Genomic DNA, 14555 nt, shown 5'->3' with positions numbered 1-14555 from the left:
TCGGGTTTACGCCCCTTTAAACTGCCGCATTTACCCTTCAGGCGGTTACAGCGCCCTCAATATGTGCGTGTAAGTTTGATAAAGGCGGGTCTCATTCATCGAGGCGACCTGCGAGTGGTGGGCGGATCTGAGCAGATATGGCTTCGCGAGGCGGCAGAAAAGAACGTATCGAACCTACCTTCGGGAAAGCTCGGCAAGCAGACGAAGACATGTTCACCGTTGATGAGGGGGACCGCATGGCCAGAACGCCACAGGCAGGAAAGCCGCCGAAAGATCGCAGGCCGCGCGGCTCGCGTCGCAGCAAAAAGACAAAACACGGGGGATTTTTCGGCTTTGCGCGCCGCGCAATCTATTGGTGTTTGGTGCTTGGCCTGTGGGGTGGTATCGCTTTCGCTGGAATGCTGGTTTATTTCGCAGCCAAAATGCCACCCACAACCGACTGGGCCATTCCCGACCGGCCGCCCAATGTACGCATCGTCGATGTGAACGGCAATCTGATCGCCAATCGCGGCACGACCGGCGGACAGGCCGTCGGCCTGCATGAAATGTCGTCCTTTATTCCGCAAGCCGTGATGGCCATCGAGGACCGCCGTTTCTATTCGCATTTCGGCATTGATCCGATCGGTCTGGCGCGCGCGGTCGTCACCAATATCGCATCGGGCCGCACCGTACAGGGCGGCTCGACACTCACGCAGCAGCTTGCCAAGAACCTGTTCCTTTCGCCCGAACGCACGCTGGAGCGAAAGGTTCAGGAAGTCATGCTCGCCCTCTGGCTTGAGCACAAATACAGCAAAGACCAGATACTCGAAATGTATCTCAACCGGGTCTATCTCGGTTCGGGCGCCTATGGCGTCGATGCCGCGTCACGACGTTATTTCAGCAAATCTGCCAAGGACGTGAACCTGATGGAAGCGGCCACCCTGGCCGGTCTCCTCAAAGCACCGTCGCGCCTTTCGCCCGCGCGTGACCCGGAGGCGGCTGCCGCGCGCGCCAGGGTCGTTCTCGGCGCAATGCGCGAGGAAGGCATGATCGATGACAGGCAGTTGGCTATCGCGGAAAGCGAGCCGCCCACCCGCGCTCCATCCTACTGGCAAGGATCGGAGAATTATGTCGCCGACCGCGTGGTTTCCGAACTGCCCGATCTGATCGGCGAAGCTCGCGATGACATCACGGTCCAGACGACGGTCGATCTCAATCTTCAGGAGGCTGCTGAAGGTGCGATCAAGGATCAGATTTTGGAAAACGGCAAGAAGATGAATGTCAGCCAGGGTGCGCTTGTTTCCATCGACAATACCGGCGCGGTGCGCGCCATGGTGGGCGGCTATGATTATGCGGCAAGCCAGTTCGACCGCGTAACCGACGCCCATCGCCAGCCCGCTTCCGCTTTTAAGCCCTTCGTCTATCTTTCCGCGCTGGAACAGGGACGCACGCCCGATTCAATCCGCAATGACGCGCCGATACGCATCGGAAAATGGACGCCAAGCAACGATAGCGGCAAATATATGGGGCCGGTGACGCTTGCAACTGCGCTTTCCCACTCGCTCAATTCCGTTTCCGCCCAGCTTGTTATGGAAGTCGGCCCGCAGACAGTAGTCGACACCGCGCACCGGCTCGGCGTGCAGTCGAAGCTGACGCCCAACGCCTCGCTTGCGCTCGGCACATCGGAAGTAACGCTTCTCGAACTGACCGACGCCTATGTGCCTTTTGCCAATGGCGGCTATCGCGCGCCGGTCTACTTCATCACGAAGGTCACGGATTCGCAGGGCAATGTGCTTTATCAGAAGCAGGATGGCGTCGGCCCGCGTGTCATCAGTGAGCGCAATCTTGGCATGATGAACGCCATGCTGCGTCGCACTGTCGAAGACGGAACCGCCAGACGTGCCGCTTTCGGCTGGCCCGCGGCGGGCAAGACCGGCACCAGCCAGAATTTCCGCGATGCCTTGTTCATTGGTTATACCGCCAACCTCACCACCGGCGTCTGGTTCGGTAATGATGACGGCAAAGCCATGAAGCGCGTCTTCGGATCGGGCCTGCCGGTAACAGCCTGGAAAACCTTCATGAAGGAAGCCCATAAGGGCGTTCCCATCATGGAACTGCCCGGGCATTACGAGATTCAGGATGTATTGCCCGGCGGCAATGACGGGATCGATCCGAATGCGCCTTACGATCCGGGCCTGATGTCGCAGGACGGCTATGGCAATCAGCCCATCGCGGGCAATGGCGATGACGGTTACTGGCCGCCCGCGCCGGATTCGCCCACGCGAAATTCAATCCAGCAACAGGGCCAGAAACAGGGTACACCAGCCAATTATCCAGTCAGCGCCAACGATAATCGACCCATGCCGCCCGCCAATATAGGGAGCGAGCCGCAACAGCGCAAATCAACAACGCTGCTCGACATTATCATGGGTAATTCGCAATAAGTGTTCGGGCCAGCCGCAGTAGCCAGCCCGATCTCGCGGTCTAAGACGCATCGCGTTTAATGGTAATCATGCGACGCGCTTTAAATCTTTGTTCTTTCGCATGTCTTTAACCCAAAACCGGTTCCCGCTTTTGGGAGATATGCTTTAGTGAGGCAGGCTGGGTCGATCTTCGTTAAATCCACTCGAAATCCCGCGCGGCTTAGTCTATGCAGGGATTGAGAGTGAGGTTGTCATGTCCACAGTTTCCAATAACGATATGTCCCAGTCCGATGCTCCCAAATCGGATGCGGAGCGCAAAACACTGGTCCTGACAGGCGCAAGCCGTGGCATTGGCCATGCAACGGTGAAACGGTTTTCGCGCGCGGGATGGCGCGTCATCACCTGCTCGCGGCAGGATTTCGCGGAGAACTGCCCATGGCCTGCCGGTCCGGAAGATCATGTGAAGGTCGATCTTGCCGATCAGGAAGACATCGGCAAGGCCATCGCTGAAATTCGCCGCAGGTTGGAAGACAATGGCGGCAAGCTGCATGCGCTGGTCAATAATGCGGGTATTTCACCCAAAGGCGAGGGCGGTCGCCGCATGAACTCGCTGGAAACGCCAATGGCGACATGGCGCGATGTTTTTCAGGTGAACCTCATGGCCCCCATCATGCTGGCGCGGGGTCTGTTCAAGGAGCTGGAGGCCGCGCAAGGCTCGGTGGTCAATGTCACATCCATCGCCGGAAGCCGCGTGCACCCCTTCGCAGGCACGGCCTATGCGACATCGAAGGCGGCGCTTGCCGCGCTGACCCGCGAGATGGCCTCGGATTTCGGCCCGCACTGCATTCGCGTCAACGCCATCGCGCCGGGCGAGATCGATACTGCGATCCTGTCGCCAGGCACCGACAAGCTGGTCGAACAATTGCCGATGCGCCGCCTTGGCAAAACATCAGAAGTGGCGGAAACCATCTATTTCCTGTGCAACGAAGCCTCCTCTTATGTGACAGGATCGGAAATTCATATCAATGGCGGCCAGCACGTCTGATAATAGGGAGATGAAAGGACCGGCGATGATCCTTTGCTGCGGTGAAGCCCTGATCGACATGCTGCCGCGCGAAACTGCGGAAGGCGCAACGGCTTTTATGCCTTTCGCAGGCGGCTCGGTATTCAATACAGCTATCGCGCTGGGCAGGCTGGATGTCCCGACTGGCTTCTTTTCCGGTCTTTCTTCGGATTTTCTGGGCGAGATTTTGCGCGATACACTCGCACGCTCCAATGTCGATTATTCCTTCGCGGCAATCTCCGACCGACCGACTACGCTTGCTTTCGTGCGGCTGATCGAGGGGCAGGCGCGCTATGCGTTTTACGACGAGAACACAGCCGGGCGCATGCTGTCCAAAGACGACATGCCGCTCATTGATGACACAGTCAAGGCGATGCTTTTTGGCTGCATCAGCCTGATTTCGGAACCGTGCGGCAATATCTATGAAACGCTGATGATCCGCGAAGCGTCAAAGCGCGTCATGTTCCTCGATCCCAATATCCGCACGAGCTTCATCAACGACCGCGAAAAGCATCTGGCGCGCATGAAGCGCATGATCGCGTTGGCCGATATCGTGAAGCTGTCGGACGAGGATCTCGACTGGTTCGGCGAAAAGGGTAGCCATGACGAGATTGCAGGTGAATGGCTCAAGCTTGGGCCAAAGCTCATCGTCATCACCAAGGGAGCTCATGGGGCCGACGCTTATAGCGCCAATGCAAGCGTACGGGTTCCGGGCGTCAAGGTGGATGTGGTGGATACAGTCGGGGCGGGCGATACGGTCAATGCCGGCATATTGGCCAGCCTGCACGTGCAGGGCCTGCTGGACAAACAGGCCATCGCCAATCTGGACGAGGACCAGATTCATGCAGCTGTCGCTCTGGGAGTCCGGGCAGCGGCGATCACGGTTTCACGCGCGGGCGCCAACCCGCCATGGGCCACCGAAATGCGGGATTGAGCACCAAATCGGTGACGGATATCGATTAAACGTCACACCTTGACGAGTTGCTCTACCCGCTCTTCATTGCCAAAGAATTTCAGATAACGTTCAACTTCCTTCGGGTCGCCCGTTGCTTTTTGCGGATTATCGGAAAGCTTGATCGCCGGATGCCCGTTGGCGTCCGTGACCTTGCAGACCAGCGATATAGCCTTGAGGCCATGAATGGTGTTGGGCGCACATCCGGCGAAGTCATTGGTCAGATTGGTACCCCAACCAAAACTCATTCGCACGCGGCCCTCAAAGTGGCGATAGGTTTCCTCGATGGTGTCGACATCAAGCGCATCGGAAAAGATCAGAAGCTTTTCTCGCGGATCCTTGCCCCGCGATTTCCACCATTCGATGATACGCTCGCCGCCTTCGATGGGAGGCGCGCTGTCGGGACGAAAGCCGGTCCAGTCAGCGACCCAGTCAGGCGCATTGCGCAGGAAGGCAGCTGTTCCAAAGGCGTCGGGCAACACGATCAGGAGATTGCCGCCATAATAGCGGTTCCAGTCCTGAAGCACGCGGTAGGGCGCGCTGCGCAATTCGTCGTCTGTCTTTGCAAGGGCCGCCAGCACCATCGGCAGTTCATGGGCATTGGTACCAAGCGCCTCCAGATCGGTATCCATGGCCAGCAGTACATTGGAGGTGCCGGTGAAGGCGTCGCCAATACCCTCCTTCAACGCCTCGACGCACCAGCGCTGCCAGAGGAAAGAATGGCGGCGGCGGGTGCCAAAATCCGAGACCTTGAGGTCTGGCAGCTTGCGCAATCGTTCGACCTTGCTCCACATCTTGGCCTTGGCACGAGCGTAGAGCACATCAAGCGAGAATGGCCCGAGATTTTTCATGGCCGCGCGCGAGCGCAATTCATTGATGATGGCAAGCGCCGGAATCTCCCACATGGTGGTGTGCGTCCATGGCCCATGAAAATGCAGCTCATACTGGCCATCGCGGCGGCGCAATTCATATTCCGGCAGTTGAAAATCAGGCAGCCAGTTAAGGAATTCCGGCTGGAAAATCTGCTTGCGGCCATAGAAGGTATTACCTGCAAGCCAGATCATTTCTTTCTTGGAGAAACGCAATGTGCGCGCATGATCGAGTTGGGCGCGCAGCTCCCCCTCATCGATCTCGTCGGCCAGGCGCACGGAAGTCGTGCGGTTGATTAGCGAGAAGGTCGCGTTCACCTTGGGATAAAGACCCCAGATCATCTGCAACATCAGGAGCTTGTAAAAATCCGTGTCCAGCAGGCTGCGGACAATCGGATCGAGCTTCCATGCGTGGTTATACACGCGTCGCGCAATATCAGTTCTGGCCATGACGGCCTCCATTCCATAAGCGCCGCAGCCCTTAACACCGGGCGCAGCAAAAAAGGCGGGTTTCGCCCGCCTTTTTAAATGCTTCACTGGTTTTTGGGAAGCTCCATGACAATTTCATGTTCGCCGTCCGGTTTGATCGGTACGCCGTCATCCGGCTTTGTGAGCTTGCGGCCATTCAACCGGAGGGCTTTGCTCTTTGCACCGGTGATAATCTTGACACGGTAGAGAGCATCGCCAAAGCGTAAGCTTGCCTCGTATCCATCCCATTCCGGCGGCAGCGCCGGGTCGAGATGCAGGCGGTCGCCGCGCCTGGTCACGCCAAGGATTCCCTCAGTCGCAATCCGATAGAACCAGCCCGCCGATCCGGTATACCAGGTCCAACCGCCCTGCCCGCGACGCGGCTCAACGGAATAGATATCGGCGGCGATCACATAAGGTTCAACGCGGTAGACATCCGGGTTGCGGCCATGGCTGATCGGGCTGATGAGCGAGAACAGCCGCCATGCTTCCGCCGCTTTGCCCATGCGCGCCAGCGCCAGAATGGCCCAGGTCGCACCATGGGTATATTGGCCGCCATTTTCGCGAACGCCGGGCGGGTAGCCCTTGATATAGCCCGGCTCCTGTACCGTCTTGTCGAAAGGCGGCGTGAACAGACGCAGCAACTCGCCTTCCCCGTCGTCCAGCAGGTATTTTTCGAGCGAGGCCATAGCCTGTTCGGCACGTCTGGGATCGGCAACGCCCGACAGTACGCTCCAGGACTGCGCGATGGCATCGATGCGGCATTCGTCACTGTCCTTGGAGCCGAGCGGTGCGCCATTGTCATAGAAACCGCGGCGATACCATTCGCCATCCCAGCCATCGCGGTCGAGGGCTTTGGTCAGGCTTTCCACATGCGCCTGCCAGCGTTCCGCGCGCGCGGGGTCCTCACGCGATTGAGCAATTGGAATGAATTGCTTGAGCGTATAGGCAAGGAACCAGCCGAGCCATACACTTTCGCCCTCGCCCTTCACGCCAACAAGATTCATGCCGTCATTCCAGTCGCCGCCAAGAATGAGCGGCAGGCCGTGCTTGCCGGTGCGTGTGACCGCGAGGTCTAGCGCCAGCGCACAATGTTCGTAAAGGCTTGCGGTATCTTTGGAGATTTCCGGCTCATAGAAGGCATCATGTTCACCCTCTTCAAGCTTGCGGCCCTCAAGGAAGGGCAGCTTTTCATCAAGAATGGAGCGGTCGCCCGTGGTCTCGACATAAAGCGAGGCACCATAGCCGAGCCAGACCACATCATCAGAGATCAGCGTGCGCACACCTGCCCCTGTTGCGGGCAACCACCAATGCTGCACGTCACCCTCGCGGAACTGGCGCGAAGCCGCATTGATGATCTGTGCGCGAGCGAGCGAGGAATCCATGAGCAGAAGCGAAAGCGTATCCTGCAACTGGTCGCGGAAGCCGAAAGCGCCGCTGGCCTGATAGAAGGCAGCACGCGCCCAGATCCGGCAGGCCACTGCCTGATAAGGCAGCCAGCCATTGACCATCAGGTCGAAAGCTGGATCGGGAGTCTTCACCTGCACGCGATTGAAGAGACCTTCCCATTGTTTTTCGGTCGCGGCGAGCCTCTCGTCGAACGAGACTTGCCGGATTTCGGATACCAGTGCTGTGGCCTGTTCCTGGTTGTCGGCATTGCCAAGCAGGAAGACCAGTTCACGGCTTTCGCCCGGCCCCACTTCAATATCGAATGCAAGCGCTGCGCATGGATCGCGGCCAGCCTCGACCGTATTGGAAAGCGATTTGCCCTGAAGCACGATTTCCGGCCTGTCGACCGAACCGGTAGCGCCAATGAACTCATTGCGGTCGGATGTAAGCGAATGCGGCTTTTCATTTGCGGCAAAGAAAGCCACCTGCCCGGATTTTTCCGGATGGTAGGGATTGGTGGCGAAAAGCGCGCCCATTTCATCATCATGCGAAGGCACGATGAAGGGTGCATTTTTCGCGCGGACATTGCCCAGAACCCATTCAACATAGCCATAAATACGCAGCTTGCGCATTGCCCGGCCATGATTGGCGATGGTGAGGCGCGAGAGCCGGACCGGCTTTTCGACATCGACAATATGGGTCAGTTCCAACGCCAGTTCGCCATGTTGCGCCGAGAACGCACTGTGGCCATGGCCATGGCGGGCTTCATAGGTGACCGCCTCATCGCGCAATACATTGGCAGTCGGTGCAAAAGTGCGACCCGTTTCGCGGTCGAGAATGTAGATCGCCTCGCCAGTACGATTAGTGACTGGATCGTTCGCCCAGGGCGTAAGCTGATAGTCGCGACTGTTGCCTGCCCAGGTGAAGGCTGAACCCTCTGCCGAAACATGGAAGCCGAAGGAGGGATTGGCTATCACATTAATCCATGGATGCGGCGTATTGGTGCTGCCATTGACGCGTACGACATAGCTGCCATCTTCGGCAAAACCGCCATAGCCGTTCCAGAAGCTCAGGTCGTCGCCCGAAGGACGCGGCACTTCGATAGGACGCGGCGCGGAAGCGAGGCGGCGCTCTTCACCGCTTCGGCTTGCGACAGACGGCACGCGTTCGCTCCCGTCCGGTACTTGCGTCAACTCCTCAGCGACGATTCGGGCATCGCTGCGCGCGGCCAGATCGCCGGTGATTTCCTCGCTGCGGCGCAACTGTTCGGCGAGCGAACCATTCTGCGCATGCATCACAATGCGAGCTGAAGCCAGAAGCGTGTTGTAGGTTTCCTCGCTCATCTGGTCGCGACGCACTGCGAAAATATGCGACTGCCCACCGCCACGCGCGCGGAAGCCTTCCACAATCCATTCAATGGCGCGCTGAGTATCCTGCGCGTAGGAGAAAGCGCGTTCGTTGACCGCGACCACATCGACGGTCAATCCCTTGCTGCGCCAGTATTCCTGCGCACGCAGCACTCCACGCAACACATCGAGGTCGGCTTCATTGTCGATGCGCAGCGCGAAGATCGGATAATCACCCGAAATCGACAGCGGCCATAGATCGGATTGCTTGCCAAGGCCGCTTGCAATGGTTTCCGGCGGTTGGCGCAGCGTGCGCTCAGGATAGAGCAGATAGGCGGCTATCTTCTGGTAATCGGCGGCTTCCGTCGGCCTGATGCCGATATGGTATAGCTGCACCTGCGAACTGGTCCATGAGAGCGAATATTCGCGGGCGAACGTCTCGGGATGACGGTGCATCGCCACGGCATGTTCAACCGCACCGCGGCTGCCGCCTGCAAAGGTCCAGAAAACGAGACTGACCTTCTTGTGGGCTGGAACGCGGACGCGGGTGCGCACCGATGCAATCGCATCGAGCACGCAGCCCTGACTGCCGGTAAATTTGGCACCTTCGTCAAAAGCCACGGCATTGCGCAGGGAGCGGCCTCGGCCAATAAAGGCGCGGCGGTCAGTTTCGATTTCTGTTTCGCGCACTGCTCCGGTCAGATCGGCAACGAAATGCGCGACATGAATATCGGGATCGGAAGGCGCGCGCTTGCGGCGCTTGGCGTAGATCGTCGAGCCATTATCATCGATCTCGGTTTCAACGAACATCTTGGCGAATGCCGGATGCGCCGCATCGCTGTCGGTGTCAGTGAGCACCAGCTCAGCATAGGATGTGACCTCGATCATCCGGTCGCTGGCGCTCGTATTGATGATATCGAGCCTGCGGCCCTCCCCGTCGCATTCGGAGGAAACGATCACTTCCATGACCGTTTTGATATCATTGGCAGTCTTGTAGAACTCGGCCTTGTCCTCGGTGAAGACGGTCTTGCTTTCCTCTTCCGGATTGCGCACCGGCTCGCCGGTCGCCGACCACCAGTAACCGTTTTCCATGTCGCGCAGGAACAGGAAGGTGCCTTGCAGGTCTTCCGAGGCATCAGCATGGAAACGGGTAATGTCCCAATTGTGCCAGCGGCTGTAGCCGGAGCCATTGGCCGTGACCATCAGCGCATATTGGCCGTTGGACATCATATGCGTGGTGCGCGGAGCCTTGAACGGCACATCGATGATGCGCATCGGCGCATCGTCGAAGCCGCCTGAATCCACGCGCATCGGATTTTCCGTCTTGGCGTAGACCATCGGAATTTCGCGCGGGGCCTTTTCCTGCAACAGAAGTTCCGCCGCCTCGATCACCGGGTCGGAATGGAAGCGCTCGCGCATGCGGCCTTCAAAGATCACGTTGTTGACCGCAATGATCGCCATGCCATGATGGTGCGCATAGTAGTTCTTCACCACCGCATAGGCCTCACCCTCGCGCACGCGCGACGGGGTGAAATCTACCGAATCATGAAAGCCATAGCGACCCAGCGCACCAAGCTTTTCCAGCCGCTTGAGATTGGCGACCGCTGCAGCCGGCTGATATTGCGCGGCCAGCAGGCTCGCATAGGGCGCGATGACCGCATTGCGCGACAGGCCACGCTGAAGACCGAGATTGGGTACGCCGAAATTGGAATATTGGTAATTCATATGCGCGTCGCGCGCATTGAACGCCGCTTCCGAAATACCCCAGGGCAGGCCGCGCGAGGTCGCGTAATCGATCTGGCGCTGCACGATAAGCTTGTTCGTCTGGTCAAGCAGCGAGCCGAGAGGCTCCGACATGACCAGCGGCGGCATCAGATATTCAAACATCGAGCCGGACCAGGAGAGCAGCGCCCCCTTCCAGCCGACCGGCACCAGCAGACGACCGAGCTTGAACCAGTGCTCAACCGGCACATCGCCCTTGGCGATAGCAAAGAGGCTCGCCAGGCGCGCTTCGGATGCGAGCAGATCATAGCAGCTTTCGTCCAGTTCGTTTTCCTGCACGCGGAAGCCGATGGAAAGCAGGCGGCGCTCCTTGCGCTCAAGGAAGCCGAACTGCATATCGAAAGCAAGCTGGCGCGAGCGGGAGGCGAGATCGCGCAGATGCTCGCGCAATTCATCCGTATTGTGTTCGCCCATCGCATCGTCGGTATGGGCCTTGCAGGTATCGACGAGAATCCGCGCCCATTCGCTGGCCTCGGCGCTGGCGGGCGTTTCGACCTCGCTATCCAGCTCATCCATCAGCCGCACGATGTCGGAGGCAAACAACGACAGGTTGATCGTGCGGAAAGATGCCGTTTCCGGTTCTTCCTTAATGGTGCGCACGGCGCGGCGGAAATTGGCGATGCGCTCTTCCAGACGACGGCGAAGCGGCCGCAAGATGCGGCGATCATCGGGGATTTTGCCAATCGTTTTCTCGACGATGTCATTGACATCGAGAATCCCGTCGAGATCACCCTGCATATAGACGGATGGCGCTTCGGCCCATTCTTCCATCGCCGAGGAAAGCGTGACCAGATGACCAGCCAGATTGCCGCTATCCACCGCCGAAACGTAAAGCGGGGTCATCGGGGTCAGCGTGTGGGTCTCGTACCAGTTGTAGAGATGGCCCTGATATTTCTCCATCTTCTCAAGCGTGGTGACGGTCGCTTCGATGCGGTTCAGCGTTTCCTCAAAACCAATCCAGCCGAAATCTCGCGCCGCCACGACCGAAAGAAGATAGACGCCGATATTGGTGGGCGAGGTACGCTGCGCAACGATCGGTGCCGGTTCTTCCTGAAAATTATCCGGCGGCAGATGATTGTTTTCCGCATTGGTGAATTCGGCGAAGTAACGCCATGTGCGGCGCGCATAACGGCGCAAATCCGCCTTGTCTTCGGTAAGAACTTCCAGCGTATCCTGCGGCTTGGCCGAGCGGCTGACCAACCAGGCAATCAGCGGCGAGGCGAACCAGATCACCGCAAAGGGTGCTGCGATCAACGCGGCATGGCTTTCGGCGGCAAGCGGCAGGAGTATAGCAGCGCCAGCAATCACAAGCGCTGGCCACATCATCTGGTAATAATAGAGAAGCGTATCAGGCGAAGAGCTGGCCTGCGCCGCTGTGCGCCATTCGAGCAGATTGCGGCGCGAGACAAACAGGCGGTAAATCGTGCGCGCGATCGCATCGGCCATGAGATAGGCGGAATGAGCAATGAAGGTCGTGCGCAGCGCCACATCCGCAGTACCTAGCGCAATATCGGTGAGAATCGACTGGGCGTGACCTTTGAGCGAATAGTCCATGCTTGCCGGAATGAGATTCGTGACGATGCCGAAAGTCGGCGCCACGAACATGCTAACAATCAGGAATGCCTGCCAGACGGCAGCGGGACCAATAGGCAGAACGCTCCAGCCGACGACGGCTGCCAGAACCCAGAAGATCGGGTTGAGCGAGCGGCGCAGATTATCGACCATTTTCCAGCGCGTGGTCGTATTTACCCCGCTAGTGGTCGAAAACAGCCATGGTAGAAGCTGCCAGTCGCCGCGTGCCCAGCGGTGATGGCGCGAGACATCGACATTGTAGCCGGTGGGATAATCTTCCACCACTTCAACATCGCTGACCAACGCTGCGCGGGCGTAGCCGCCTTCGAGAAGATCGTGGCTCAGAAGCGTATTTTCCGGCACCTGTCCTTTGAGCGCCGCTTCAAAAGCGTCGATATCATAAAGGCCCTTGCCAGTAAAAGTGCCCTCACCCAGAAGATCCTGATAGGAATCGGAAACCGCAAAGACATAAGGATCCATGCCGCGATTGACGGAGAATACGCGCTGGAGAAACGACGCTTCGTCGCCGGTCGTCAATGAAGGCGTTACGCGCGGCTGGAGAATGCCGTATCCCCGCGTCACGCGCCCGGTTTTCGCATCGAGAACCGGACGGTTGAGCGGATGGCTGAGCTTGCCCGCCAGATTGGTGACGGCTTCCGGTGTCAGACGCGTGTCCGCATCCAGCGTCATAACGTATCTGATATCCCTAGGCAGGCGCGGATCGCCGGGGAAGAAACTCGTATCCTGATCGCCGCGCAGAAGCAGATTCAGCTCATGCAGCTTGCCGCGCTTGCGCTCCCAGCCCATCCAGCAGCCCTGCTTCTCATTATAGAGACGGCGGCGGTGGAGAAGGAAAAAACGCGGTTGTTCATCGCCGGTATAATGCTCGTTGAGCTTGGCGATCTCGTCGCGCGCATATTCGAAAATCTCCATATCGGCAGGCGTGATTTCCTGCTTCGCGTCCATCCAGTCGCTGACGAGCGCGAAAAAGATCTCGCCACGCGGATTGGTAAGATAATGGACTTCGAGATTGCGGATTTGTTCGTCGATTGAATCTCGCGAGGTGATGAAGGTCGGCACCGCGACAAGCGTACGTGCTTCCGGCGGCAGTCCGTCCTTATACTCGAAGCCGATCAGCCGTGTCGGCTGCATGAACCATGGCACCAGCGCGTTGAACAAGGAATAGGACGCATCCATCGCAGGGAAGATCGCCAGCAAGGTGAACAGCGTGCGCAGATCGGTCGAAAGACCCGCACGGATCATGCAGTAATTCACCAGCAGCAGAATCAGGATGGTGAAGATCGCCGTGGGAATGAAGAAACCCCACAGGCCGATATTGCGATAGAAACGCAGGACTTTGACACTGAACGGCGCCCGGTAGCCGCAAACCTTCTCAAGCTCCCCGCGGCCTTCACCGGAGAGGTAATAGGCAATCGAAGCATTGCCCCCCGCTAGCCCAGAAGCTCCGCCTTCGGCATCGCTTTTCTCTTGCGCAAGCTTCAACGCCGCCCAGGTAATATCGATTTCGCTCAGATTGGAAAAGCGGGCGAGCTTTTCGATGGTCACGCGATAGGCATTGCGGGAGCGGAAATCCAGAAGCTCGAAATCGCTGTGCTCGCGCAGGATCGCATCGACCTCATTGACGGTCTCGAACCAGGTTTCCCACTCAATATCGTCGATTGATTTCAGGCTGCGGATAACATTGCCCATCGTCACGCCGCCGGTGGACTGGCGAGCATGTTCCTCGACAATGGCATCTTCCGGGTTGCTGCCCTCCTGTTCGAGAATACGTTCCAGCCAGCTTGCCGCAGCCGAAGTGTCAGTGGAAGCGCCACGCAGGCGATAGAGAAGGTGGGTGGCGAAAGTGCTGTCGCACGCGGCCTGCGCATATTGCGCCAGAACCGCTTCCAGTTCCTGATCGTTGGCAGCCAGAACGATCCGGTCCGCCACTGTATTGGCCAGATTGCGCATGTTGCGCGCCCGATCGACACGCAGCGCCAGACGGCGGGCATTTTCGATCAGGAAATAACGCACCGCCGCAGGCAGAGCCCAGAGTTCACCAATCTTCAGCGGCTCGACGGTCTGGAATCCCTGCACGAGCGCCGTCAGGGACTTGAGCGAAAAATTGCTGTCCGTATGAGCCACATAAAGCCAGGCGAGCGCGAAAATCCTCGGCATGTCCTTGATGGCTGCATAGGGCGGCAATTGCTGGATGAAGCGGCGTGGCAGATCGCGGCGGGTCTGCTGAACAGTCTTGTCAATCTGATAGTGATTATCGAGCAGCCACTGCGCGGCAGGCGTAATCGTCTCGCCCGCGCGCGAGGCTGCGTCAGCCGAGCGATAGGCATGGAGAATGAGCTTGTCATTTTCGGACAGGCGCTGGTCAAAGGCGAAAGCCTGATAGCCCGGCAATGTCAGCTCTTCGCCGCGCGCGACGGAAGCTGCGAGTTCACGCAGTTCATCCTCGGATTTATAGTGAGCGCGTATGGGGGAAGGTTGCTCGGGCGGAATCCGATCCAGGGTCTTACGATCAGAGGTGGACGAATTGGACAGCGAAGAAGACAATTCCGGCATGTGCCTTAACAGCCTTTCCGAGGGATAAGTTATGGCGGGTGGATACTGGGACTCAATTGGGTGTCTATTTCAGGGAAACGACAGTATCCGTGATCGGTTCCTTGAATGTCGAGAGCATTTGGCCAAAATGCGACACTG

5 protein-coding genes are annotated in these 14555 nt (G+C 58.3%); 3 read left to right on the top strand and 2 right to left on the bottom strand.

Going from position 1 to position 14555, the window contains the following annotated elements; all coding sequences use genetic code 11:
• Positions 1–137: 137 nt before the first annotated feature.
• The 3 genes from KUG47_RS02035 (at position 138) to KUG47_RS02025 (ending at position 4399) form a co-directional block, all read left to right on the top strand.
• Entirely contained in the window at positions 138–2423 is a 2286-nt protein-coding gene (locus KUG47_RS02035) for a transglycosylase domain-containing protein (protein ID WP_217676288.1), read from the top strand.
• Positions 2424–2655: 232 nt separating this feature from the next.
• Positions 2656–3447: an SDR family NAD(P)-dependent oxidoreductase gene (locus KUG47_RS02030; RefSeq protein WP_217676287.1), complete on the top strand. Its 792-nt coding sequence runs from the start codon at positions 2656–2658 to the stop codon at positions 3445–3447.
• A 25-nt stretch (positions 3448–3472) separates the two neighbouring features.
• Positions 3473–4399 (top strand): carbohydrate kinase family protein, encoded by a 927-nt coding sequence (locus KUG47_RS02025; protein WP_217676286.1) that lies wholly within the window; start codon positions 3473–3475, stop codon positions 4397–4399.
• 32 nt (positions 4400–4431) lie between these two features.
• Here KUG47_RS02025 and pncB read toward each other — a convergent pair whose 3' ends face one another.
• Positions 4432–5736 (bottom strand): nicotinate phosphoribosyltransferase, encoded by a 1305-nt coding sequence (gene pncB, locus KUG47_RS02020; RefSeq protein WP_217676285.1) that lies wholly within the window; start codon positions 5734–5736, stop codon positions 4432–4434.
• 83 nt (positions 5737–5819) lie between these two features.
• Entirely contained in the window at positions 5820–14417 is an 8598-nt protein-coding gene (locus tag KUG47_RS02015; RefSeq protein WP_217676284.1) for a glycoside hydrolase family 94 protein, read from the bottom strand.
• Positions 14418–14555 lie beyond the last annotated feature (138 nt).

It is taken from the genome of Falsochrobactrum tianjinense, assembly GCF_019100495.1.
GTDB lineage: Bacteria > Pseudomonadota > Alphaproteobacteria > Rhizobiales > Rhizobiaceae > Brucella > Brucella tianjinense.
Note: the sequence above shows the minus strand (reverse complement) of the source record. Positions and strands in the feature narration are given on the sequence as shown.